The 23,221-nt window shown below is 66.3% G+C and carries 22 protein-coding genes; 11 read left to right on the top strand and 11 right to left on the bottom strand.

What is annotated here, in order from left to right; translation table 11 throughout:
- Nucleotides 1-10: 10 nt before the first annotated feature.
- The 4 genes from ASF98_RS03495 to ASF98_RS03480 are packed head-to-tail and all read right to left on the bottom strand — an operon-like array spanning nucleotide 11 to nucleotide 3,485.
- Nucleotides 11-415 carry a universal stress protein gene (locus ASF98_RS03495; protein ID WP_055797509.1) on the bottom strand — a complete coding sequence of 135 codons (405 nt, stop codon included), beginning with the start codon at nucleotides 413-415 and terminating at the stop codon, nucleotides 11-13.
- Nucleotides 412-1,944, bottom strand: a complete 1,533-nt coding sequence (locus ASF98_RS03490; RefSeq protein WP_055797506.1) for a tripartite tricarboxylate transporter permease — start codon at nucleotides 1,942-1,944, stop codon at nucleotides 412-414. The genes ASF98_RS03495 and ASF98_RS03490 overlap by 4 nt, the downstream gene beginning before the upstream one ends.
- A gap of 9 nt (nucleotides 1,945-1,953) precedes the next feature.
- The gene (locus ASF98_RS03485) at nucleotides 1,954-2,478 is read right to left on the bottom strand and encodes a tripartite tricarboxylate transporter TctB family protein (RefSeq protein WP_235505594.1); all 525 of its coding nucleotides are present in this window, start codon (nucleotides 2,476-2,478) and stop codon (nucleotides 1,954-1,956) included.
- A gap of 5 nt (nucleotides 2,479-2,483) precedes the next feature.
- Entirely contained in the window at nucleotides 2,484-3,485 is a 1,002-nt protein-coding gene (locus ASF98_RS03480; protein WP_055797502.1) for a Bug family tripartite tricarboxylate transporter substrate binding protein, read from the bottom strand.
- Nucleotides 3,486-3,629: 144 nt separating this feature from the next.
- Between ASF98_RS03480 and ASF98_RS03475 the strand changes: the two genes are divergently transcribed.
- The 7 genes from ASF98_RS03475 to ASF98_RS03445 all read left to right on the top strand — a co-directional run bounded on the left by ASF98_RS03475 (nucleotide 3,630) and on the right by ASF98_RS03445 (nucleotide 11,563).
- A complete protein-coding gene (locus tag ASF98_RS03475; protein WP_055797499.1) occupies nucleotides 3,630-4,514 on the top strand; it encodes a LysR family transcriptional regulator in 885 nt (294 codons plus the stop codon).
- Nucleotides 4,515-4,686: 172 nt separating this feature from the next.
- On the top strand, nucleotides 4,687-5,601 hold the full coding sequence (kdgD, locus tag ASF98_RS03470) for a 5-dehydro-4-deoxyglucarate dehydratase (protein WP_055797496.1): 915 nt from the start codon (nucleotides 4,687-4,689) through the stop codon (nucleotides 5,599-5,601).
- 57 nt (nucleotides 5,602-5,658) lie between these two features.
- Nucleotides 5,659-7,275, top strand: coding sequence for an aldehyde dehydrogenase (NADP(+)) (locus tag ASF98_RS03465; protein WP_055797493.1), 1,617 nt, complete (start codon nucleotides 5,659-5,661; stop codon nucleotides 7,273-7,275).
- A complete protein-coding gene (locus tag ASF98_RS03460; protein WP_055797490.1) occupies nucleotides 7,272-8,600 on the top strand; it encodes an enolase C-terminal domain-like protein in 1,329 nt (442 codons plus the stop codon). Before ASF98_RS03465 ends, ASF98_RS03460 begins: the two co-directional genes overlap by 4 nt.
- A 113-nt stretch (nucleotides 8,601-8,713) precedes the next feature.
- On the top strand, nucleotides 8,714-9,634 hold the full coding sequence (locus ASF98_RS03455) for an AEC family transporter (RefSeq protein WP_055797487.1): 921 nt from the start codon (nucleotides 8,714-8,716) through the stop codon (nucleotides 9,632-9,634).
- Between the two features lie 95 nt (nucleotides 9,635-9,729).
- Nucleotides 9,730-10,857 carry an L-talarate/galactarate dehydratase gene (locus tag ASF98_RS03450; protein WP_055797484.1) on the top strand — a complete coding sequence of 376 codons (1,128 nt, stop codon included), beginning with the start codon at nucleotides 9,730-9,732 and terminating at the stop codon, nucleotides 10,855-10,857.
- A gap of 10 nt (nucleotides 10,858-10,867) precedes the next feature.
- Nucleotides 10,868-11,563, top strand: coding sequence for a FadR/GntR family transcriptional regulator (locus ASF98_RS03445; RefSeq protein WP_055797481.1), 696 nt, complete (start codon nucleotides 10,868-10,870; stop codon nucleotides 11,561-11,563).
- Between the two features lie 48 nt (nucleotides 11,564-11,611).
- Here ASF98_RS03445 and ASF98_RS03440 read toward each other — a convergent pair whose 3' ends face one another.
- Nucleotides 11,612-12,547 carry a LysR family transcriptional regulator gene (locus ASF98_RS03440; RefSeq protein ID WP_055797478.1) on the bottom strand — a complete coding sequence of 312 codons (936 nt, stop codon included), beginning with the start codon at nucleotides 12,545-12,547 and terminating at the stop codon, nucleotides 11,612-11,614.
- 122 nt (nucleotides 12,548-12,669) lie between these two features.
- Between ASF98_RS03440 and ASF98_RS03435 the strand changes: the two genes are divergently transcribed.
- Both ASF98_RS03435 and ASF98_RS03430 read left to right on the top strand, forming a co-directional pair.
- Nucleotides 12,670-13,971, top strand: coding sequence for a glucarate dehydratase family protein (locus tag ASF98_RS03435; protein ID WP_156372269.1), 1,302 nt, complete (start codon nucleotides 12,670-12,672; stop codon nucleotides 13,969-13,971).
- Nucleotides 13,965-14,996 carry a 2-hydroxyacid dehydrogenase gene (locus ASF98_RS03430; RefSeq protein WP_082506690.1) on the top strand — a complete coding sequence of 344 codons (1,032 nt, stop codon included), beginning with the start codon at nucleotides 13,965-13,967 and terminating at the stop codon, nucleotides 14,994-14,996. Before ASF98_RS03435 ends, ASF98_RS03430 begins: the two co-directional genes overlap by 7 nt.
- Here ASF98_RS03430 and ASF98_RS03425 read toward each other — a convergent pair.
- From ASF98_RS03425 to ASF98_RS03400, 6 genes are read right to left on the bottom strand one after another with little or no spacing between them, the layout of a single operon-like run.
- On the bottom strand, nucleotides 14,989-15,714 hold the full coding sequence (locus ASF98_RS03425; protein WP_055797476.1) for a sulfite exporter TauE/SafE family protein: 726 nt from the start codon (nucleotides 15,712-15,714) through the stop codon (nucleotides 14,989-14,991). The genes ASF98_RS03430 and ASF98_RS03425 overlap by 8 nt on opposite strands.
- Before the next feature lie 10 nt (nucleotides 15,715-15,724).
- On the bottom strand, nucleotides 15,725-16,774 hold the full coding sequence (locus ASF98_RS03420; protein ID WP_055797474.1) for an ABC transporter ATP-binding protein: 1,050 nt from the start codon (nucleotides 16,772-16,774) through the stop codon (nucleotides 15,725-15,727).
- Nucleotides 16,767-17,933 (bottom strand): ABC transporter ATP-binding protein, encoded by a 1,167-nt coding sequence (locus ASF98_RS03415; RefSeq protein ID WP_082506689.1) that lies wholly within the window; start codon nucleotides 17,931-17,933, stop codon nucleotides 16,767-16,769. The genes ASF98_RS03420 and ASF98_RS03415 overlap by 8 nt, the downstream gene beginning before the upstream one ends.
- Nucleotides 17,930-18,928 carry an ABC transporter permease gene (locus ASF98_RS03410; protein ID WP_156372268.1) on the bottom strand — a complete coding sequence of 333 codons (999 nt, stop codon included), beginning with the start codon at nucleotides 18,926-18,928 and terminating at the stop codon, nucleotides 17,930-17,932. Before ASF98_RS03410 ends, ASF98_RS03415 begins: the two co-directional genes overlap by 4 nt.
- Before the next feature lie 8 nt (nucleotides 18,929-18,936).
- Nucleotides 18,937-19,866: an ABC transporter permease gene (locus tag ASF98_RS03405; RefSeq protein WP_028272355.1), complete on the bottom strand. Its 930-nt coding sequence runs from the start codon at nucleotides 19,864-19,866 to the stop codon at nucleotides 18,937-18,939.
- A 25-nt stretch (nucleotides 19,867-19,891) separates the two neighbouring features.
- A complete protein-coding gene (locus tag ASF98_RS03400; RefSeq protein WP_055797471.1) occupies nucleotides 19,892-21,451 on the bottom strand; it encodes an ABC transporter substrate-binding protein in 1,560 nt (519 codons plus the stop codon).
- A 309-nt stretch (nucleotides 21,452-21,760) separates the two neighbouring features.
- Between ASF98_RS03400 and ASF98_RS03395 the strand changes: the two genes are divergently transcribed.
- Nucleotides 21,761-22,711, top strand: coding sequence for a 2-hydroxyacid dehydrogenase (locus ASF98_RS03395; RefSeq protein WP_055797467.1), 951 nt, complete (start codon nucleotides 21,761-21,763; stop codon nucleotides 22,709-22,711).
- Nucleotides 22,708-23,100, top strand: a complete 393-nt coding sequence (locus ASF98_RS03390) for a universal stress protein (protein WP_055797464.1) — start codon at nucleotides 22,708-22,710, stop codon at nucleotides 23,098-23,100. Before ASF98_RS03395 ends, ASF98_RS03390 begins: the two co-directional genes overlap by 4 nt.
- Nucleotides 23,101-23,221: the final 121 nt, after the last annotated feature.

The raw sequence follows: 23,221 nt of genomic DNA, 5'->3' as shown, positions 1-23,221 counted from the left end.
TACTGGCCGCTTAAAAGTGCGCGCCGTCGGCCTTGACGGCCAGGACCGGCCGGTCAGCCTGCATCAGGATGCGCTGGGCGTGGCTGCCCAGGATGAACTTGCCCACCTGGGAGCGGTGCCGAAGGCCAATGACGATAAGGGACGCATTCGCTTCACGAGCCACGTCCAGGAACTCATCGGCGAGGTCGTGGTGGTACGGCGGCTGGATCACCTTTGCCGTGACGCCAGCCTCCTCCGCACGCTTCGCGGCCCGTGCCAGGACGTCCTCTCCCGCCACGGACTTGTCCACCAGCGCGCCTTCACGTGCAGAGTTGACGATCACCAGGTCCTCGTTTCGAAGGGTTGCCTCGGCGATGCCTGCCGTGAGCGCCGCCTCGCCCGCGGGCGTGGGAACGAATCCGACGATGATGCTCATACCTTCTCCTTGATTTTGGTGGGTGCGGGCTCTGCCGCAGCGGGGGCTTTGCGCTTGGCCAGCATTGATTTGAGGGCGGGAAGCACGGCGACCAGCACGAACACCACAAGCAGCGTGGCGGAGATCGGGCGGCCGAAGAAGCCCATGGGGTCGCCGCCGAAGACCAGCAGTGAGCGGCGCATGGAGCTTTCGAGCAGTTCGCCGAGCACAAACGCGAGCACCAGCGGTCCGGGTTCGAAACCGAACTTCTTCATCAGGTAGCCCACGATGCCGAAGACCACCACCAGCGAGACCTCGAACATGCTGTTGTTGATGGTGTAGGCACCCAGGAGCGTGATGAGGGCCGTGACGGGAGCCAGGATGGCGGCGCGGACACGGAGGATCTTCACGAAGATTCCCACGAGCGGCAGGCTCATGATCAGCAGCAGGACGTTGCCGATGTACATCGAGTTCACAACACCCCAGAAGAGCTCGGGATCCTGTTCCACCAACTGCGGTCCCGGGGTCACGCCCTGGATCAGCAGGGCACCGAACATCAGCGCCATGGTGGCGTTCGCCGGTATGCCCAGGGTCAGCAGCGGGATGAAGGACGACGTCGCTGCCGCGTTGTTGGCTGTTTCCGGGCCCGCGACTCCTTCGGGGGCGCCCTTGCCGAATCGCTCCGGCTGCTTGGCCCTTTTCTTCTCCATGGCATAGGACGCCATGGAGGCGATGGTGGCGCCGCCTCCGGGGAGGATGCCCAGGAAGAATCCCAGGACGGAGCCGCGCCCGATCGCGCCCGAAGCCTGCTTCAGTTCCTTGCGTGACGGCCAGACGTTGGCCACCTTGGACGGAGCCTTGGCGGCGCGGTGCCGTTCCTCCAGGTTGTAGAGGATTTCGCCAAGGCCGAAGATGCCCATGGCGATCGGCACGAAGTCGATGCCGTCCGCCAGGTCAAGGCTGCCGAAGGTGAAGCGGCTTTCGCCTGTGAAAATGTCCCGGCCAACCGTGGCCAGGAGCAGTCCGAGGGCCGCTGCGATGAGTGCCTTCGCCTTGGCGCCGCTGCTGATGGTGGCCACCAGCAGGATGCCCAGGAGCGCCAGCGCGGTGTATTCCGGCGGTCCGAAGTCCAGCGCGAAGCTGGCCACCACCGGCGCCAGGAATGTCAGGCCGATAATCGCCGCGGTGCCGCCGACGAATGAGCCGATGGCTGCCAGGCCCAGGGCCGTTCCGGCCTTTCCCTGCTTGGCCATCTGGTAGCCGTCGAAAACGGTGACGACGGACGACGCCTCGCCCGGCAGCCGCAGGAGGACGGAGGTGATGGTGCCGCCGTACTGGGCACCGTAGAAGATGCCCGCCAGCATGATGATGGCGGTGACGGGCTCCACGTTGTAGGTGAGCGGAAGGAGGATGGCGATGGTTGCCGCGGGCCCCAGTCCGGGCAGCACCCCGATCAGCATTCCGATGACGACGCCGATCAGGCAGTACAGGAGGTTTGTCGGCTCCAGGACAACGGCGAATCCGTTGATGACGGGATTTAGAAAATCCACGGGGGTCTCCTAGAAGAGGTGGGGGATGGAGGTGCCGAGCGCCAGCACGAAGATGCCGTAGAACGCCGCGACGACGATGGCGCTGATGAGCACCGTGGAGCGCCAGGTTTCGCCGCCCAGGAACCGCATCCAGATGATGCACAGCACCAGCGCCGGCAGTTCAAAGCCGATGAGCGGCATCACGGCCACCATGGCGGCAAGCGTCACCAGGCCGGTCAGCGGGGAGATGGACATGCGGGTGAACTTTTCCGCATCCCTGTTGTGCCGCCCGGCAATCAGTTGGAACAGTCCCAGGGCCACCATGACGCAGCTGATGATGAACGGCCACAGTCCGGGCTGCGGTGCCGACGGAGTGCCGAGTCCCATGGCAACAGACAGGATGACGGCAGCGATGCCGACGCCGAGGACCACGAGGGATGACGCTGCATTGGCCAGGGGTCCGGCGGCCGGCGGCTTTTCGTCTTCCCACTGCGCGGCCAGCTGTTCCGGTGTCAGGTCGTCCTCGGCCACCGGGTCCGCGGAGGTTTCCTTCACTGGAATCACTTCGTTCCGCTGAGGCTGATGTCGTACTTCTCAACCAGGGACTTGTACTTGGCGGCGTATTCCTTCCACTGCGTGACCACTTCCTCGCCGGAGATCTCCTTGGGGGTCAGCATGTTCTTCTTGTTGAACTCCTGGTAAGCCTCCGACTTGAAGGTCTCCTTGAAGGCCGCGAGCAGCTTGTCCTTCACATCCTGCGGCGTTCCCTTGGGGGCTGCGACCGCCCGGTACTGCGCGACAGGGACGTCGTAGCCGGATTCCTTGGCAGTGGGAACGTCGGGAAGGAACGTGTTGCGCTCCTCGGAGAAGACCAGCAGCGGGGCCACCTTCCCTGCCTGGATCTGCGGCATGGCTTCACCCAGCTGGATGGTTGCCAGCTCCACCTGGTTTCCCAGGACGGCCGTCAGGGCGGGCTTGCCGCTGTCGAACGGAACGTCGGTCCCCTGCACCTTGGCCTGCTTGAAGAGCACCGTCTGTGCCAGCTGGCTGCCGGTGCCCACGCCCGTGGTGCCGAACGTGATGTTGCGGCCCGCGCCGGTCACGTCCTTGATGGTCTTGAAGCCGGACTGGGTGCTGGCAACCAGGACGTAGTCGTCCTGGGAGAGGCCGGTGATGATGTCCAGGTCGTCGATGTTGACGGCTTCATCCGCCGTGACGGCCAGCGGCGTGATGGTCACGAGCGACGCCGTAACGAGCAGGAGGTTCTGCCCGTCGGCAGGCTTGCCCGCCACTTCCTTGGTGGCGAGGGCGCCGTTGGCGCCGGGCTTGTTGACCACCGGCATCGGCGTGCCGAGCGTCTTGGAGGCGCCCTCGGCGACGGCCCGGGCAATCAGGTCAGTACTGCCGCCGGCCGCCTGGCCGACGGTCACGCTGATGGGGCCGCTGGGATATTTCGAAGAATCCTTGCTGCCGCCGGCGACGTTGCCGCAGGCGGTCAGTGCCAGGAGCGTCATGGCAGACGCCGCTCCGAGTACGGCTCGGCGGGTGGGGAAGTGCATCATTGGAACTCCTCGTTGGCGCTATAGGGCTACGCCCCAAATACGTTTGTGAACCGGATCACTGCCGGTCGGCTGTATCGAGTGTAGGAACCCTCTATGATGCATGTCTAAGCCCAAATATGCATCGAGTGATACCCGGAGGGCATCATGTTTACCTTTGACCAACTGGCGGGATTCATCGCCGTAGCTGAGGAGCTCCACTTCGGGAGGGCCGCGGAACGGCTCAACATGACCCAACCGCCACTGAGCCGCCAAATCCAGAAGCTGGAAAAGGCCGTGGGTGCCGAACTGCTGGAACGCGACAACCGGAAAGTCCAGCTGACGGCTGCGGGACGGGCCTTCCTGGACGAGGCCCGGCGGCTGATGGCCCTGGCCAGCCGGGCACCCGTGACAGCACGGCGGATCGCCTCGGGGCGCTCGGGCCTGCTCCGGATCGGGTTCACGGCTGCGAGCGGCTTCAGCATCCTTGGCCCCCTGCTGGAGGAAATCACCGCAACACTGCCCGACGTCGACATCGACCTGCAGGAGCTCGTGACGGGCGAGCAGATCGCCGGGCTCCTGTCCGGCGAGCTGGACCTTGGCCTGGCAAGGCCGCCCTTTGACAACGAAATCTTCGATTCGCACCTGCTCTACCGGGAAGCGATGGTCCTGGCGGTGCCGTCCGGCCACCCGCTGGCCGGACTCAACAGGGACATCACCGAGAAGGACCTCCGGGACGCGCCGCTGATCATGCACTCCTCCACCCAGGCCCGGTACTTCTATGACCTGGTGGTCCGGATGATCCCTATCCAGCACTCCAACGTGGTCCACACCGTCAGCCAGATCCTCACCATGGTGTCCCTCGTTGCGGCCAAGCGCGGCGTGGCCTTCGTTCCGCACTCGGCAACCCTGCTGGGCGTCCACGGCGTGGAATTCCTGCCACTGGAAAGCAGCGTGAACGACCCCGTCGAACTGCACGCCATCTGGACCCGCACCATCACCAACCCGGCACTCGCACTGGCCTTGAGGACCCTCGACTTCCAGGAAAACTGAGCCGCCCGGCCGCAACGGCCACTGGAATGCCACCTTACAAGGCCGCCGCACCATGCACGAAGGGTATCAATGCATACAAAAATGAACTTAGACAGGCATCAACTGGCTCCCTAGGCTGAAGGAGAAATCATCTACTGCCGCACCGACGCGGCGCCGACATGGAGGACTCATCGTGGCCAAACATTCACCCCAGGAACTTGCCAGCGTTCTCAAAGACGGGTTGCTCTCCTTCCCGGTGACCTCGTTCGATTCGCAACTCCAGTTCGACGAGGAGAACTACCGCAAGCACCTTGCCTGGCAGGCCAGCTACCCGGTGGCGGGGCTCTTCGCCGCCGGCGGCACGGGCGAAGGTTTCTCCCTCACGCCGGCGGAATCCGCCCGCGTGGTCCGCGCCGCCGTCGAAGAAGTCGGAAATATTGTTCCCGTGCTGGCATCGGCCGGAGGTTCCACGGCGCAGGCCATTGAAAACGCCCAGGCTGCAGAGGCCGCGGGAGCCGAGGGCATCCTGCTCCTTCCGCCGTACCTGACGGAAGCGGACCAGGGCGGTCTGATCGAGCACGTCAGCGCCGTCTGCAGTTCCACCTCGCTCGGCGTCATCATCTACAACCGCGCCAACGCAATCTACAAGGACACCACTGTTGCAACCCTGGCCGACCGCCACGCAAACCTGATCGGCTTCAAGGACGGCGTGGGCGACCTCGAACACGACGCCCGCGTGTACGCCAAGCTCGGCGACCGGCTCTTCTACCTTGGCGGCCTCCCGACGGCCGAGACCTTCGCACTGCCGTTGCTGCAGCTGGGCATGAGCACTTACTCCAGCGCCATGTACAACTTCGTCCCGCAGTTCGCCCTGGACTTCTACCAGGACGTGCGCAACCAGGACCGCGTAGCCGTCAACAAGAAGCTCAACGACTTCGTCATCCCGTACCTGGACATCCGCGACCGGGTCAAGGGCTACTCCGTTTCCATCGTCAAGGGCGGCCTGGACGCCATAGGCCGCTCGGCCGGAGGCGTCCGCCCGCCGCTGCAGAACCTGGCGCCGCAGGACCTGGCGGACCTCAAGGCACTCATCGCCACCGTTTCCTGACCTGCCGTTTCCTGATCCACCGTCTCCTGATCGATCCCCTTCCTAGGAGTTACCACCGTGACACTCACCGGACATTCCCTGATCGCCGGGCGTGCCGTCGTCGGCGAAGGCAAAGCCGCCTTTGGCTTCAACCCCGCCAGCAACGAACAGCTTGAGCCCCCGTACACCCTGCTCACCGAGGACCAGCTCAAGGCAGCCACGGCCGCGGCCGCTGACGCCTACCCGTCCTTCAGCACGCTCGATCCCGGGACGCACGCACGCTTCCTGGAAGCAATCGCGGACAACATCGAGGCCATCGGCGACGAACTGATCATCCGCGCCGGCCAGGAGACCGGACTGCCGGCGGCCCGCCTGCAGGGTGAACGTGCCCGCACCACCGGCCAGCTCCGCCTCTTCGCCAACGTGGTCCGCCAAGGCGACTTCCGCGGCGTCCGCATCGATCCGGCCCTGCCGGAGCGCACGCCGCTCCCCCGCGCGGACATCCGCCAGCGCCAGATTCCGCTGGGCCCCGTGGCCGTCTTCGGTGCCAGCAACTTCCCGCTGGCCTTCTCGACGGCGGGAGGAGACACCGCCTCGGCCCTCGCCGCAGGTTGCCCGGTGGTCTTCAAAGCGCACAACGCCCACCCGGGAACGGGCGAGCTTGTCGGCCAGGCAATCGTCAAGGCCGTCAACGACAGCGGACTCCACCCCGGCGTCTTCTCGCTCATCTACGGACCCGGCAGCAGCATCGGCCAGGCCCTCGTGGCGGACCCGGCCGTCAAGGCCGTGGGCTTCACCGGGTCGCAGAGCGCCGGCATCGCGCTGATGCGCACCGCGGCGGCACGCCCGGAGCCCATTCCTGTCTACGCGGAAATGTCTTCGCTCAACCCGGTCTTCGTTTTCCCTGGCGCCCTCAACGGCTCCGCCGAACACATTGACGCCCTGGCGCAACAGTATGTCGCTGCCGTCACCGGCAGCTCCGGGCAGCTCTGCACCTCCCCCGGCCTGCTGTTTGCCCCCGCCGGCGAGGCAGGGGACAAACTGGCTGCCGCCGTCGGCCGCGCAGTATCCGCCTGTGCCGGACAGACCATGCTGACCGCCGGCATCGCCGGCTCGTGGAACACCGGGGCCGAGGCGCTCGGTTCGGCCGACAATGTGACCATTGTCGGCCAGGGCACTGCAGGCCCCACCGAAAACGCACCGGCACCCACCATCTTCGGGACCGACATTGCCGACTTCGTGTCCAACCACGTCCTGCACGCCGAGATTTTCGGGGCCGCATCCCTGGTGATCCGCTACTCCACCGCCGCGGAACTGATCGAGGCCACCAACCGGCTGGAGGGACAGCTCACCGCTTCCCTGCAACTCACCGAAGAGGACTACCCGACGGCGGCGCAGCTGCTGCCCGCCCTCGAACAGAAGGTGGGGCGGATCATCGTGAACGGCTGGCCCACCGGCGTCGAAGTGGGCCATGCCATGGTCCACGGCGGCCCCTTCCCGGCGACGTCGGACACCCGCACGACGTCGGTCGGCACGCTCGCGATCAACCGCTTCCTGCGGCCGGTCGCCTACCAGAACCTGCCCCAGGAACTGCTCCCGGCTCCGCTGCAGGATGCTAATCCGTGGCACCTGAACCGCCGGATCGACGGTACGGTCGAAGCCGTAGCCGACGCAGAAGATAAGGTCAACGCATGAGCACCCAGCCCACTATCGCCAAGGTTGAGGTAGTTCCCGTCGCCGGGTACGACAGCATGCTGATGAACCTCAGCGGTGCGCACGGACCGTTCTTCACCCGCAACGTGGTGATCATTACCGACTCGGACGGACGCTCCGGCCTGGGTGAGGTCCCCGGCGGCGAGAAAATCCGCACCACCATCGAGGAGGCCGGGGCCTTCATCGCCGGCAAGCCGGTGGCCCGGTACCGCTCCCTGCTGCGGGAAATCGCGGCGGAATTCGCGGACCGCGACGCCGGCGGCCGCGGGTTGCAGACCTTCGACCTCCGAACTACCGTCCACGCGGTCACGGCCGTCGAATCCGCCCTGCTGGACCTCCACGGCCAGTTCCTGGGCGTCCCGGTGGCCGAACTGCTCGGTGACGGGCAGCAGCGCTCCTCCGTTCCGATGCTCGGCTACCTGTTCTTCATCGGCGACCGCCGGCGGACGGACCTGCCGTATCTGGTGGAGGATGCGCCGGCGGACCGCTGGGAGCGGCTGCGCCGGCAGGAAGCCATGACACCTGCAGCCGTAGTCGCCCTGGCCGAAGCCGCGCAGGAGCGGTACGGGTTCAGCGACTTCAAGCTCAAGGGCGGCGTGCTGTCCGGCGACGACGAAGTGGACGTGGTCACCGCCCTGGCCAAGCGCTTCCCCGAAGCCCGCGTCACATTGGACCCCAACGGCGGCTGGCTCCTGGAGGAGGCCATCCGGCTCGGCAAGCGGATGCAGGGCGTCGTGGCCTACGCCGAGGACCCCTGCGGCGCCGAAGGCCGCTTCTCCGGGCGCGAAGTCATGGCGGAATTCCGCCGGGCCACCGGTCTCAAGACGGCCACCAACATGATTGCCACGGACTGGCGGGAAATGTCCCACGCGATCCGCAGCAACGCCGTGGACATTCCGCTGGCCGACCCGCACTTCTGGACCATGCACGGCTCCGTCCGGGTGGCGCAGCTCTGCCACGAATTCGGCCTCACCTGGGGCTCGCACTCGAACAACCACTTCGACATCTCGCTGGCGATGTTCACGCACACCGGCGCGGCAGCCCCCGGCGAGATCACCGCGCTGGACACCCACTGGATCTGGCAGGACGGGCAGGGCCTCACCAAAGAACCGCTGCAGATCCGGAACGGCGCCATCGAGGTGCCGGACGCTCCCGGGCTGGGCATCGAACTGGACCGCGACGCCCTGGACAAAGCGCACCAGCTGTACCTGGAGCACGGTTTGGATGCCCGCGACGACAGCATTGGAATGCAGTACTACGTCGAGGGCTGGTCCTTCGATCCGAAACGGCCCTGCCTGGTGCGCTAGCTACTGGCCGGTGCGTGAGTACCGAAAGCTTCCGCACGGCCGGCCCTCCCGACGCAACAGGGAGACGGCCGTGCGGAAACCCACTATCAACAGATAAATAGAAGGGCGCACTTTTGGGCGGCGTTGTCTCCGGAATACTCATCGTCTCCGCAGTCATTGCCGTAGGCTATTTCGCTGCCCGCTTTCGGATCCTGGGCCCGGAAGTCCAAGGCGCGCTAACCCGCACCGCCTATTACGTCACCAACCCGGCTCTGCTGTTCACAGTGGTGGCCGGCAGCGATATCCGGGCAGCCCTCGGAACGGACGCCCCGCTCGCGCTGCTCTCGGCAGCGATAGTGGGGCTTCTTTACTGCCTGGCGAGCTTCCTGTTCTTCCGCCGCCCGGCGGCCGAAACCGCTGTTGGTGCTATGGCCAGCAGCTACGCAAACGCCAACAACATCGGCATCCCGGTGTCGCTCTACGCCGTCGGAACGGCACAGCACGTGGCCCCAGTACTCCTGGTGCAGATCCTGGTGATGGCGCCGTTCTACCTCACGGTGCTGGGCCTGGTTTCCGGCACCAAAATCTCCTGGAAGAAGCTCCTGCTTCAACCCTTCGCCAATCCCATGATCATCGCCTCCGGACTGGGGGCCGCCGTGGCGCTGACCGGCTGGAGCGCCCCGGACCTCCTGCAAAAACCCATCGACATGCTGGCCGGCGGCGCCGTGCCCATGGTGCTGCTTGCCTTCGGGCTCTCACTCGCCGGCCGGGCCCCGCTGCAGAAGGACGACGGCCGCACAGAGACCCTCGTGGCCACGTTCCTGAAAATTGCCGGAATGCCGCTCATTGTGTGGGTCCTCGGACGTTTTGTCTTCGGACTGGAGGGGCAGCACCTGCTGGCCAGCGTGATCATGGCCGCACTCCCCACCGCCCAGAACGTCTTCCTCTTCGCGTCCCCGTACGGCCGCGGCATGACCGTAGCCCGCGACGTCATCCTCTGTACCACCGTCTTGAGCATCGGGGCGCTGCTCGTGGTGGCGTGGCTGGTGGGCTAGGCGCGTGACAACCACTACTTGTAATACAAGTTTCCAACTTGTAGCATAAGGAGTGCGGGCGACGCTGCCCCCTACCGATTTTCCGAGGAGCCCCCATGAGCACCGTAGACCTCATCCGCCACGTCAAACTTTCCACCGCAAGGCTTCCCCTTGCCGTGCCGATCAGCGACGCCAAAGTGTTCACGGGCCGCCAGAAGCCCATGACCGAGGTGGCCTTCCTCTTCGCTGAAATCACCACCGAGCAGGGCCACAGCGGCATCGGCTTCAGCTACTCCAAGCGCGCGGGCGGACCGGCCCAGTATGCGCACGCCAAGGAGGTGGCCGAGGGCATCATCGGCGAGGACCCCAACGACATCGGCAAGATCTACACCAAGCTGCTCTGGGCCGGCGCCTCCGTGGGCCGCTCGGGCGTAGCCACCCAGGCACTGGCCGCCATAGACATCGCCCTGTACGACCTCAAGGCCAAGCGCGCGGGCCTGCCCCTGGCCAAGCTGCTGGGCTCCTACCGCGACTCCGTCCAGACCTACAACACGTCCGGCGGCTTCCTCAACGCCTCCCTGGACGAAGTCAAGGCCCGCGCCACCCAGTCCATCGACGAAGGCATCGGCGGCATCAAAATCAAGGTGGGCCTCCCCGACAGCAAAGAGGACCTGCGCCGCGTCGCCGGAATCCGCGAACACATCGGCTGGGACGTGCCGCTTATGGTGGATGCAAACCAGCAGTGGGACCGCGCCACCGCACTGCGGATGGGCCGGCAGCTGGAGGAGTTCAACCTCATCTGGATCGAAGAGCCGCTGGACGCCTACGACTTCGAAGGCCATGCCCACCTCGCCCAGGTCCTGGACACCCCCATCGCCACCGGCGAGATGCTGGCCTCCGTGGCCGAGCACAAGGGCCTGATCAACGCGAACGGCTGCGACATCATCCAGCCCGACGCCCCCCGCGTCGGCGGCATCACGCAGTTCCTGCGCCTGGCCGCCCTGGCGGACGAGCGGGGACTGGGGCTCGCACCGCACTTCGCCATGGAGATCCACCTGCACCTCGCCGCCGCCTACCCCCGCGAACCATGGGTGGAGCACTTCGACTGGCTGGACCCGCTGTTCAACGAGCGCCTCGAAACGAAGAACGGCCGCATGCTGGTTCCGGACCGCCCCGGCCTCGGCGTGACACTCAGTGACCAGGCCCGCGCCTGGACCACCGAGTCCGTGGAGTTCGGCGCGTAACCTTGAACGCATGAGCCGGAACCTGACCGCGGACCTCGCCGCCGATCTTCGCACCCGCATCGTTGACGGCGTCATCCAGCCCGGCGACAAGCTTCCCAGCGAAAACACGCTGATCGGCGAGTTCGGTGTGAGCCGCACGGTGGTCCGGGCTGCCCTGACCCGGCTCCAGGCTGAAGGACTGGTGGAAACCGAACGCGGGCGGGGCAGCTTCGCGCTGACCCCGCCCCCGCACGGCGATCCGCACTCCCCCGGCGGACGGCCGGTGGCAAGCCTTGAGGACCGGCTCCACCTGCTCGAGTTCCGCATCGGCGTCGAGGCGGAGGCCGCCGCCCTCGCCGCCCGCAACCGGACGGACCGGCAACTGAAGGCCGTCCTGAGCGCCCTGGAGGAGTTCACTGCCAGCGGCGACCACCCGGCGCATGCCATGAAGTCCGACTACGAATTCCACAAGGCCATCGCCGCGGCGACGGGAAACCCCTTCTATTCGGACTGCCTCGCGTCCCTGGGCCAGACCATGATCGCCATGCCGCGCACCCGGCTGATGACCGGCGTCGAACACTACGCCCGTGACCACTTCGAACAGGTGGTCCACGAGCACGAATCGATCTATGCGGCCATCGCGGAAGGTGACGTGCCGTCGTCGTCTGCTGCCATGCGCAGCCACCTGGCCAACTCGAGGCGACGGCTCAGGGACGGACGCCAGTAGCGGCGGCCGGCTCCTGCCAGCCGGGGCGCCGGGGGCCGGGTGGGCCGCTCAGGCGTTGAGGTCAGCCAGCCGTTCAGGCGTGTCGATCAGCCTGAGGAGCCGCAGGACTGCGGGGTTGGCTGTTTCTTCATTCCATGCCAGCTCCAGGTCCACGCGGTTCAGCTCCTGGATCCCGTACCGTCCATCAATCTCGTGGAATTCCACCCCGGCGGGCGCGAAAGCCATGGCCGAAGCGGGGACAAGCGTCACCCCCAGTCCCGCCTGGACGAAGGCCAAAAGGGCCGGAACCTGGCTGGCGTACTGCGTGACGTTGGCGTGGGCGCCAGCGCTGGCGAACAACCGGAGCACCAGGTCGTGGAAATACCGGGCCTCCTTGGTGGAGTACATCAGCAGCGGCAGCCTGTCCAGGGACCCAAGCGGCAGCGGCTGACCCGGCGGCACCGCCATATTGCCCAGCAGTGAGCTCCCCTCGGGCAGCGCCACCACCAGCCGGTCCTGCATGAGCGGCCGGGACACCACGCCGGGCCGAGCCACGATGGGCCGCAGCAGGCCGATGTCCACGCTGCCCTTCACCAGCCCGTCCATCTGGTCCGTTGAGACCAGTTCCCGGAGCACAAAGGACACTCCCGGCATCCCCTCGGCAGCCCGGCGCAGCATCAGGGGCAGTGCGCTTTGGCCGGCGATGGCCGTGTACCCCACGGTGATGGCGCCTGCTTCGCCGGAGGACACCCGGCGGACATCCAGGTCGGTCTTGATGCACATATCCAGGATCTGGCGTGCCCTCGGCAGCAGCGTGGCGCCCGCGGCGGTCAGCTCCACCTTCCTGCTGGTGCGGCCGAAGAGCTGGGTTCCCAGCTTCTTCTCGAGCATCTGGATCTGGCGGCTCAGCGGCGGCTGGGTCATGTTGAGCCGCTCGGCCGCCGCGCCGAAGTGGAGCTCTTCAGCGACGGCAACGAACGCCTCTAACTGGGGTAGGGAAAACATTCATACCTTTACTGAATTGTTGAGTGCACAAATTAGCTTGGACTTGGATCGATGACTCCCCTTATGGTCGGTGAACGGAGCAGGTAAATCAACCCCCGAGGCAACCCAAGGAGCACAGCGCTGTGGACCAGGCATACGATCCCGCCCAGTACATCAACCAGGCCAGGATTACCGGCGTCTTCATCACGCCGGTGGCCTTCAAGGACCCGCCGCTCCTGAACACCGTGGGCGTTCACGAACCATTCGCGCTGCGGGCCATCGTGGAGGTCCAGACGGATGCCGGCGTATCGGGCTTCGGTGAAACCTACGGCGATGCCGGCCACATTGCCCGGCTCCGGCTCGCAGCTGCGGCCGTGCCCGGCACGGACATTTTCAACATCAACGTGCTGCGCAGCCGGATCGCCCAGGCACTGCAGCAGGACACCATCCAGGGCGGCCACGGCATGAGCGGCATGGTCACCGGTTCGAGCACAGCCGACCGCGTGCTGTCCGCGTTCGATGTCGCCGCCCTGGATATCCAGGGCAAACTCCTCGGCCGCCCGGTCAGCGACCTCCTGGGCGGCGCCGTCCGTGGCTCTGTGCAGTTCAGCGGGTATTTGTTCTACAAGTGGGCGGGCCACCCAGGCCAGGAGGACGACGCCTGGGGTGCGGCCCTGGACCCGGCCGGGATCGTGCAGCAGGCCCGGACCATGGTGGACCGCTACGGCTTCAGCGCACTCAAACTGAAGGCCGGCGTGTTCCCGCCGGAAGAAGAGATCGCGGCCATCCACGCCCTCCGCGCCGAATTCCCCGGCCTCCCTCTCCGCATCGATCCCAACGGTGCCTGGACAGTGGAGACCTCCATCCGCGTGGGCAAGGAATTGCACGGCGTCCTGGAGTACCTTGAGGACCCCACACCAGGCATTGAGGGCATGGCGGCCGTCCGCCGAGAGGTCGGCATGCCCCTGGCCACGAACATGTGCGTGGTCAGCTTCGCGGACGTGGCCCCTGCCGTGGCGGCCGGCGCCGTGGACGTCATCCTCTCGGACCACCACTTCTGGGGCGGCCTCCGCCGGACCCAGTTCCTGGCCGGCATTACCGAGACGTTCGGCCTGGGGCTGTCCATGCACTCCAACTCCCACCTTGGCATCAGCCTCGCCGCCATGGTGCATTTGGCTGCGGCAACCCCCAACCTCGACTACGCCTGCGACACGCACTGGCCGTGGAAGGACCCGTCGGAGGATGTCATTGCCGGCGGTGTGTTCACGTTCAAGGACGGCGCCGTCCAGGTCCCCACCGGGCCCGGCCTCGGCGTCGAGGTGGACCGTGACGCCCTGGAACGCCTGCACCGCCAGTACTTGGACTGCGGGATCACGAGCCGGGACGACACCGGCTACATGCAGCGGCTCCACCCGTCCTACGAGCTTCAGGGCCCCCGGTGGTAAACACCGGGGAGCAGGCTCCGGACCGCCCGGAATCACTGAAGATCGTGGTCACCGATCCCATTATCAGCCGCTTCGAGGACCGGTTAAGGTCCGACGGCGGCACTCACCAGTGGGACATGGCTGCGGCTTGGACTCCGGAACGCCGGCTGGACGCCCTGGCGGGCGCCGACGTCGTGGTTTGCTCCTCCCTGGGCCCCGTGGAAGCGGAGGCTGCCGGCCGCGTGCGCCTGGTCCACGTCACGGGTGCAGGCTACGACAAGATTTCCTTCCCGCACCTGGCACAGTCGGCTCTGGTGGCCAACACCTTCCACCACGCACGGCCCATCGCCGAGCACGTCCTGATGGTCACCCTGATGCTTTCCCGCAATGTTGCGGCAGCCGACCGGGAGGTCCGCCAGGGGCAGTGGCGGACCATCGCAACGGCCGACGACGTGCCGTTCCATCCCGTTCTCGCCGACCTGACCCTGGGCCTGGTGGGCCTGGGATCCATCGGCGCCGAGGTCGCCCGCATGGCCGGATCGCTGGGCATGAAAGTCCGCGCTGTGCGGCGCAATCCTGCGGCCGCCCTGCCGCAGGGGGTCAGCCTCGACCGGGTAGGCGGAAACAATGAGCTCCACGAACTCCTGGCGGCGTCCGACGTCGTGGTGGTGACCGTGCCGCTGGATTCCGGCACGGAAGGGATGATCGGGGCGGCGGAACTGTCCGCCATGAAACCGTCAGCGTTCCTTATTAACGTGGCACGCGGGCCGGTGGTGGATCAGGCGGCACTGTACGCGGCCCTGAAGGAGCGGCGGATCGCCGGCGCCGGCCTCGACGTCTGGTGGGGATCGCCCGCGGACGGCGTGGTTCCGCCTGCTGAACTGCCCTTCGCGTCCCTGCAGAACACCGTGCTGACCCCGCACCATTCCGGCCATGCACGCACCACCTTTGAACGACGCGCGGCGGACATCGCCGCCAACATCGGGCTGCTTGCACGGGGCGGGGAGCTTGTGAACCTGGTGCCGCGGCCCGTTCCGGCTACGTAGCCGCCAAGACCAGCTGCACGATCAGCAGGGCGCTTCCCAGCGCTGACGCACCCAGGGCCAGGGCCTTCAGGCGTGCGGCATTGAGGAAGTGGTTCACGAACCGGGATGCCGCGTAGCCGCCAACGGCCGCAGGAACCATCCACAGCGCCAGTGAAAGCATGTCCGTGGTAACAGCTCCTGCCAGCCACAGCATTGCCATGGAAATGGATGAGCCCACCATAAAGAAGGCGCTCATGGTGCCGCGCAGCCGGGGGCCGTCGTGCCCGTGCCACACCAGGGCCATGGGCGGTCCCCCGATGGACGTGGCGGTACCCATGATGCCGGAGGCCGCGCCGGCAACGATCAGGTTGGCGCGGACCGGCCGGGGAGCCCAGCCGCGGCCCGCCAGCACCAGACCGGCCAGCACCACCGCCACCACCACCCACGCCAGGCCTTCGCGGGACAGTGCCGTCACCAGCCACGCGCCCAGGAAGCTCCCGGGAATCCGGCCCACCAGGGCCCAGCCCGTGCCTCTGAGGTCCAGGCTTTGCCGCTCCCGCACGGTGACCATGAGGGTGACGAGCAGGGCCAGGAGGATCAGGGTGGCGGGAAGCAGCGCCGGATCCACCATCGCGATCACCGGCGCTGCGAGCATGCCCATGCCGAAGCCGCTGGAGGCCTGCAGGCAGGCTGCCAGGAAGATCACCCCGGCTATGACGGCATATTCGGCACCAGTCACTCGGGTCCCGTCACTGGACGGGCACAGCGGAGGTAGCAGTGGCAGTTGCCGCGGCGCCGGTCAGGCCCTTGAGGGAATCGAGCGGGAAATGGCATTCCGCCACGTGCCGCGTGCCGTCAGGGGCTGCCAGGACCTGCGGTTCCGGTGATACTTCGGCGCAGATATCCTGCGCCTTCCAGCAGCGCGTCCGGAAGCGGCAGCCCGACGGCGGATCCAGAGGAGAGGGCAGCTCACCTTGAAGGACAATCCTGTCCCGTCTGGTTCCGCTGACGTCCAGTTTCGGGGACGCCGACATCAGGGCCGCCGTGTACGGGTGCCGGGGATGGTCAAAGACTTCCTCGGTGGCCCCGGTCTCGATGATTCGTCCGAGGTACATCACAGCCACCCTGTCCGCCACATGGCGGACCACGGTCAGGTCGTGCGAGATGAAGATGTAGGAAACACCGAGTTCCTGCTGGAGTTCATTGAGCAGGTTCAGGACCTGCGCCTGCACGGAAAGGTCCAGGGCCGAGACGGGCTCGTCGAGGATGATGACGTCCGGGTTCAGTGCCAGGGCACGGGCGATCCCGATGCGCTGGCGCTGGCCGCCGGAGAATTCCTGCGGCGACTTGCGCGCATCGGAGGGACGCAGCCCCACCATGTGCAGCAGTTCACTTACCCTTGCCTGGCGCTCCCGGGACGTCGGGTAGAGGCCGCGGTGGGTGGCCCACGGTTCGGCGATGATGTCGCCGGCGTTCATCCGGGCGTTCAGGGAGGCAAACGGGTCCTGGAAGACCATCTGCACGCGCCGCCGCCAGCTCAGCAGTTCCTTCCCGCGGAGCCCGAAGGGGTTGGTTCCTTCGAAGGTCACGGTCCCTTCATCCGGTGTTTCCAGCATCATCAGGGTCCGCGCCAGGGTGGACTTGCCGCAGCCGGACTCGCCCACCAGTCCCAGGGTCTCACCCCGGCCCACGGTCAGGCTGATCCCGTCCAGGGCCTTGAGCCGGGTGTTGCCGCTGGCGCTCCTGGCCACGTGGAACGTCTTGGTCAGGCCCTCGATTGTCAGAAGCGGCTCAGACATTGCTGATCTCCTCGCTGAAGTGGCAGGCGGCCGTGCGGGCAGGCCGCGGCTGGGCGCCGGAAGGGATGTTGACGGGGGTGCCGCCGATGCCCGCGGCTCCGGCTACTGGGCGGTCTCCGGCTACCGGGTGGGCTCCGGCTACTGGGCGGTCTCCGGCTACCGGGCGGAGCACGGGACGTTCGGCCCTGCAGATGTCCTGCACCAGCGGGCAGCGGGACTGGTAGACGCAGCCGGACGGGATGTCGTGGAGCTCCGGCGGGCTGCCGGCAATGGACTTGAGCTTGGCGCCCCGCTCCAGGTGGACGGGCACCGATTCCAGCAGCCCTTTGGTGTAGGGATGGCGCGGGTCGGCGAAAACTTCGGAGACCGGTCCGCTCTCCACCACGTTGCCGGCGTACATCACGGCCACGGTGTCGGCTTCCTCGGCCACCACGGCCAGGTCGTGCGTAATGAGGATGACCGCCATCTGGCCCTCCTCACGGAGCTTCCGCAGAAGCTGCATGATCTGCGCCTGGACCGTGACGTCCAGTGCCGTGGTGGGTTCATCGGCGATCAGCAGGCGCGGGTTGAGGGCCACGGCCATGGCGATGAGGATGCGCTGGCGCATGCCGCCTGAGAACTGGTGCGGGTAGGAATTGATCCGGGATTCCGGCTCGGGAATGCCGACGCGTTTCATCAGGTCAATCGCTTCAACCCGGGCTTCCTTCGCGCTGAGCCCGCGGTGGATGCGGAAGGCTTCGCCCAGTTGCGTCCCCACCGTATAGACGGGGTTCAGGGCAGTCAGCGCGTCCTGGAAGACGATGCCCAGCTCGGGCCCGGCAAACTTGAGCCGTTCCTTGGCGCTGAGTGCGGCGAGATCGGTGCCGTTGAGGACGATCTCGCCGTCGGCGAGGTCGCAGACGGGGTCCATGATCCCGGCGAGTGCCTTTGCTGTCATGGACTTTCCGCACCCTGATTCCCCGAGCAACGCCAGTGTCTCCCCGGCACGGGCTTCGAAAGCCACGCTGTTGACGGCGCGCACGGTGCCGCGGTGGGTGCGGATGTCCACGGCAAGGTCACGGACCTGCAGGACGACGTCGTGCGCCTTGGTCTGGCCTGTGGCAGCGCGGGCAGCCTCGCCGGTGCGCTGGATGGGGGCTTGCTGGGCGGCTGTTTTCACGGCTGTGCCTCCTTGGCTGGGATACGGGCGATCAGCCGCTTGCGGGGAAGTGCCAGGCGCCAGCGCTGGGCCGGATCGGTGGCGATCCGCAGCCAGGCGGCGAGGACGTTGGCGGCGATGGTGGTGACCACGATGGCAACGCCGGGGAAGATCGAGAGCCACCAGGCGGTCTGCAGGTACTGCCGGCCCTGGGAGACCATCAGGCCCCAGCTGACGTCCGGCGGCTGGATGCCGATGCCCAGGAAGCTCAGTGAGGACTCGGCGAGCATGACGTAGCAGAACTCGAGGGTGGCCAGCGTCAGGAGCGTCGGCAGCACCACGGGGATGACGTGCCGGAGGATGATCGCATTGGGTTTGGCACCAAAGGTCCGGGCGGCGTCGACAAATGTCCGGCTCTGGAGTTCCGCCGATTCGGCGCGCGCGGTGCGCAGGTAGATCGGGATGCGGGTGAGTGCCAGGATCAGCACGATGTTCGCCGCACTGGGGCTAAAAACGTAAAGCACGACGACGGCGAGCAGCAGGGACGGGAAGCTCATGATCACGTCGGCGATGCGCATGGACACGTTCTCCCGCCAGCCGCGGTGGTAGCCGGCCCAGACGCCCCACAGGGAGCCAACGACCAGGGCCACGGCCACCGCGGGCAAGGCGACGGACAGAGTGGTCCGGCTCGCCACGACCAGCCGGGCCAGCATGCTGCGGCCCAGCGAGTCGCTGCCCAGGAAGTATTCCCAGCCGTGCGCCAGCGTGAATGGTGCCTTGTTGGCGAACAGCAGGTTCTGTTTGGTGGCCAGATCGCCCATCAGCGCAGGGCCGACCAGGGCGGTCAGGCCGATAATGATCAGGATCAGCGCAGAGACGGTGGCAAAGCGGTCCTTGAGCAGGAGGCGGAAAAGACTCAGCTGTCCCACCTGCTTTTCGTCCTTCTTTTCGTTCTGGTGTTCGCGGGCCGCCGGCAGCTTCTCCGGCGCCGCGCCCTCAGTCAGTGAACTCTTCATGGCTACTCCTAGGCCTTAACCGTGACGGGCCGGACGCGCGCGTCCAGCAGCGCGTAGCCCATGTCGATAAGGATGTTCAGGGCAAAAATCGCGACGGCGGTGAGCAGGACGGCTGCCTGCAGGACGGCGAAGTCCCGTTGCAGGATCGAATCGATCATGAGCTTTCCGATGCCCGGCCAGCCGAAGATGGTCTCCACCACCACGGCGCCGTTCACGAGGCCCACGGTCAGGTCGCCGGCCACCGTCAGCGCGGGGGCGGCCGCGTTGCGCAGCGCATGGTGCGTGACCACACGGAGTTCGCCTGCTCCGCGGCTGCGGGCCAGTTTGATGTAGGGCTCCGAGAGGGCGGAGACCATGGAGCCGCGGACAATCTGGACCAGCACGCCGAACGGCCGCAGGAGCAACGTGGCGATGGGCAATACCCAGGCGCCGGCCCCCGACACACCGGATGTCGGGAGCCAGCCCAGGGTGATGGCGAAGACCCAGATGCCCACGATTGCCAGCCAGAAGTCCGGTATCGAGGCTGCAGCCATGGAGACGAAACTTGAGATACGGTCCGCGATGCCATTCGGCTTCAGCGCAGCCCAGCACCCGACCACCAGCGCCAGCAGCACAGCCAGCACCATTGTGGTGGCGGCCAGCTGCAGGGTGGCCGGGAAGGCGCGCAGTGCCATGGCCGCGGCATCCTGCCCCGTGCGGAGTGACTGTCCGAAGTCGAGCCGGAGCACTCCGCCGAAGTAGTCGGCCATCTGTACCAGCAGCGGCTGGTCCAGTCCATTGCGTGCGGTGAAGTCGTCGCGCATCTGCTGGGTGGCGTTCAGCGGCAGGTACAGGCTGGCAGGGTTTCCTGTCATCCTGGCCAGCGCGAACACACCAACGATCACCACCACCAGCGGTAGAGCGCTGGAGACAATCCGCTTTCTCAAGTAGATCAGCATGGCTGTCCTTATCTCCGGGTCCGGGCTAGTTTGCCGGCGTCATTTCCGAAACACGCAACTCGTCGCCACTGGACGAATTGGGCGTGTACTTCACGGACTTGGCCTTGCCGATGATGCCGGTCTGGTGCGAGATGTGGGCAAACTGGACAACTTTGTCGTTCTGGTACGCGAAGATGTCCTCAAAGTCCTTCTTCCGCTCGTCGCCGGAGGCCGCATCCGCCTTCTTGATCATGGCGTCGAACTCGGGGGTGCCGAAGTAGCTCTGGGCTCCGGTGGACAGCATGTACTGGTCCACGGTGAAGGCTGCATCGCCGGCCTGGTTGCCGTGCTGGGTCATCAGGGCCACCGCGCCTTCATCATCGGAGAAGGGACGGACCTGGTAGGTCAGGTGCTGGCTGGTTTCGAGCATCTTGAGCTTGACGTTCAGGCCGGCCTGGCTCAGCTGCTCCTGGAGGACCTGAGCGAGCTCAGTGATCTTCGGGAACTGCGCGCTCCGGACTACCAGCGAGATCTGCGCGGACGTATCAACGCCGTCGGCCTTGGCGTCGGCAACGAGGGACTTCGCCTTGTCCAGGTCGAACGGCCAGGCCTTCAGCGCCGCGTTGTGCCCCACGATGCCTTCGGGAACCAGCTGGGCAGCCACCTGGTGCTTGCCCTGGTAGAGCGAGTTGACGATTCCCTCCTTGTCGAGGGCGTAGTTGACCGCCTGGCGGACCCGGAGGTCGTTGAGCGGCGCCTCATTGGCATCGAGCCGCAATGCCACGGTCTCGTTGTTGGGGTAGTCGACGCCAAGGTCGCCGATGTTGTCGTCCGGGCTCAGTCCCATGGCAACATCTGCCTCGCCGCTGGTGATCATGGCAGCGCGCACTGAGCTCTCGGAACGCCACTGGTACTCCGCCTTGGCGTAAGCGGGCTTGTCCCCCCAATACCCGTCCCAGCTGGACAAAGTGATCTTCTGGCCGGCGTCCCACTTCTCGATCTTGTAGGGACCCGTGCCGATCGGCTCACGGACCTTCGCCGTGGTACTTGTGGACGTCGGCACCACCTCGAGGAACGAAAGGCGCAGCGGCAGGATGGGATCAGGTTCGGGAGTGGTGACGGTCAGGGTGGTGGCATCCACGGCCTTCACGGCGAGGTCCGCGTCGCCGAAGACGTAGCCTTCCACGTTGCAGCCGAGCTTGGAGTTGACTGCCCTTTCGATGGTGAAGGCGGCGGCTTCGGCATTGAACGGCGTGCCGTCCTGGAAAGTCACGCCTTCGCGCAGCTTAAGGGTCCACTCAGTATCCGTAGTGGCCTTCCATTCAGTGGCGAGCTTGGGCTCGAGTTCGCCGCTGGTCGGGTTGCGTTCAATCAGCGGTTCGGTGACGTTAGAGCGCACCACAACACCGGTGGAGGTCAGGTTGGACTCACAGGCTTCCAGCGTGGGCGGTTCCTGGCCGAGGACCACGCGCACCGTGTTCGAGGAGGCGGCGCCGGCGTCGGAATTGGCCACCGAACAGCCGCTCAGACCGAGCACCGCGACGGACGCCAGGGCCGGCCATTTAAGCAAGGCAGCGGGAAATGGGGACTTTGAAGAAGACGTCATTGGATTCCTCCGAATTGGGTGTTTGCGGCAGGGGTGTGCTCGTGCACCAGTGGAACCGGGCAACAAGATCAGGTAGTTCGGGCCGCGCTGGACTCAAGCTAGTTGAGGTCCACAGGCTCCACAAGGTTTTTACCGGCCGCCGGTGGCGCGCGCCGGCGCCGGTTCCAGCCACCGACGCCCTGTGACGGGCACCACTTATCCCGGAAATCCGCGCGGTTCCGCCGGAGTACCACAATCGATTCACTTCCGGCATCGAACAATGCCATTTACATGTTGGACGCGTATGGATCCGAAACCTAGGGTGCAGATATGAAGAACACCGCCGTCCTGCAGGTAGGGCCACTCATGCCAGCCGTCCAAGAAGCCATCCGGAGCGAGTACGACGCCGTGCGCCTCCCAGACTCAACCCCCGAGCGGGAAGAATTCCTGCATCTCCACGGCGAATCCTTCGAGGTCGCCGTGACCTCGGGCAAGTTCGGCGTCGGCCCGGACCTGATGCGCGCACTTCCCAGCCTGCGCGCGGTCATCAACTTCGGTGTCGGCTATGACACCACGGACGTTGCCCAGGCCGCCCGGCGCGGCATCACGGTCAGCAACACCCCCGACGTCCTCAACGACTGCGTGGCGGACACCGCAATCGCCCTGTACCTGGACGTCCTGCGCCGGGTGAGCGCCGCGGACCGCTTCGTCCGCCGCGGTGACTGGCTCAGCAAGGGCAACTTCCCGCTCGCCACCAAGGCCAGCGGCAAGAGAGTGGGCATCCTGGGGCTCGGCCGGATTGGACGGGTCATCGCCCGGCGCCTGGAAGGCTTCGACTGCAGCATCAGTTACCACAGCCGCAATCCGGTGGACGGGGTCAGCTACGGGTACAAGGCCTCACCGCGCGAACTCGCCGCCGGTTGTGACGTCCTGATTGTCGCCGCGGCCGGCGGGTCCGGCTCGGCCAAACTCGTGGACGCCGCCGTTATCGACGCGATCGGGCCTGAGGGCTACCTGATCAACATCGCACGGGGAAGCGTGGTGGATGAGGACGCCCTTGTGGCTGCCCTGCTGGCCGGGCGGCTGGCCGGGGCCGGCCTGGACGTCTTTGCGGAGGAGCCAAAGGTCCCGGAAGACCTCCTCGCCCTGGACAATGTAGTCCTGCTGCCCCATCTGGGGAGCGGAACCCACGAAACGAGGGCCGCAATGGCAGAACTTACGCTCGCGAACCTGCGGCAGTTCGTTGAGTCCGGTTCGGTCCTCACCGCGGTGCAGGCATGAGCGTCGCAGTGGGATACGTGGCCGGCCAGGAGGGCCGCGCCGCCCTGAGTGCCGCCATCGGGGAGGCTGCACTCCGAAAGACCGCCCTGCAGATCATGGGCCCTGTTGCGGGCGACGCATCGGCCGAGGCGGAGGGGGACATCCGCGAAGCCATTGCTGCCGCGGCAGCAGCGGGCGTCCAAGCTACACTCCGCCCTAATGAGGGCAGCGACGCAGCGGACGTCATGATCGACGCCTCCTACGAGGAGGATATTGAACTGATAGTGATAGGAGTCCGGCGCCGCTCCCCGGTGGGGAAACTGTTCCTCGGCAGCACTGCCCAGCGCGTCATCCTTGAGGCCGGCTGCCCGGTCACGGCGGTTAAAGCCGAGGTCGGGCCGCGCTTGTGAGCACCGGGGCGCCCCGCAGTGCGCCATAGGTATCACGCAATGCAAAAGGCGTGTTGGACGTGCATCGCCGCAGGTGAATAAAGTCTAGGGAAAGCTGTGGCGAGGACCACAAAGGGCTGGC

The sequence above is a fragment of the Arthrobacter sp. Leaf337 genome (genome assembly GCF_001423745.1).
Lineage (GTDB): Bacteria > Actinomycetota > Actinomycetes > Actinomycetales > Micrococcaceae > Arthrobacter.
This window is presented reverse-complemented; position numbering and strand designations above follow the sequence as displayed.

Bases quoted from the DNA above. Each gene is read 5' to 3' on its own strand.
- ASF98_RS03495 (WP_055797509.1), bottom strand. From the start codon at position 415: ATGAGCATCATCGTCGGATTCGTTCCCACGCCCGCGGGCGAGGCGGCG.
- ASF98_RS03480 (WP_055797502.1), bottom strand. From the start codon at position 3,485: ATGATGCACTTCCCCACCCGCCGAGCCGTACTCGGAGCGGCGTCTGCC.
- ASF98_RS03475 (WP_055797499.1), top strand. From the start codon at position 3,630: ATGTTTACCTTTGACCAACTGGCGGGATTCATCGCCGTAGCTGAGGAG.
- ASF98_RS03460 (WP_055797490.1), top strand. From the start codon at position 7,272: ATGAGCACCCAGCCCACTATCGCCAAGGTTGAGGTAGTTCCCGTCGCC.
- ASF98_RS03450 (WP_055797484.1), top strand. From the start codon at position 9,730: ATGAGCACCGTAGACCTCATCCGCCACGTCAAACTTTCCACCGCAAGG.
- ASF98_RS03445 (WP_055797481.1), top strand. From the start codon at position 10,868: ATGAGCCGGAACCTGACCGCGGACCTCGCCGCCGATCTTCGCACCCGC.
- ASF98_RS03440 (WP_055797478.1), bottom strand. From the start codon at position 12,547: ATGTTTTCCCTACCCCAGTTAGAGGCGTTCGTTGCCGTCGCTGAAGAG.
- ASF98_RS03420 (WP_055797474.1), bottom strand. From the start codon at position 16,774: ATGTCTGAGCCGCTTCTGACAATCGAGGGCCTGACCAAGACGTTCCAC.
- ASF98_RS03410 (WP_156372268.1), bottom strand. From the start codon at position 18,928: ATGAAGAGTTCACTGACTGAGGGCGCGGCGCCGGAGAAGCTGCCGGCG.
- ASF98_RS03405 (WP_028272355.1), bottom strand. From the start codon at position 19,866: ATGCTGATCTACTTGAGAAAGCGGATTGTCTCCAGCGCTCTACCGCTG.
- ASF98_RS03400 (WP_055797471.1), bottom strand. From the start codon at position 21,451: ATGACGTCTTCTTCAAAGTCCCCATTTCCCGCTGCCTTGCTTAAATGG.
- ASF98_RS03395 (WP_055797467.1), top strand. From the start codon at position 21,761: ATGAAGAACACCGCCGTCCTGCAGGTAGGGCCACTCATGCCAGCCGTC.
- ASF98_RS03390 (WP_055797464.1), top strand. From the start codon at position 22,708: ATGAGCGTCGCAGTGGGATACGTGGCCGGCCAGGAGGGCCGCGCCGCC.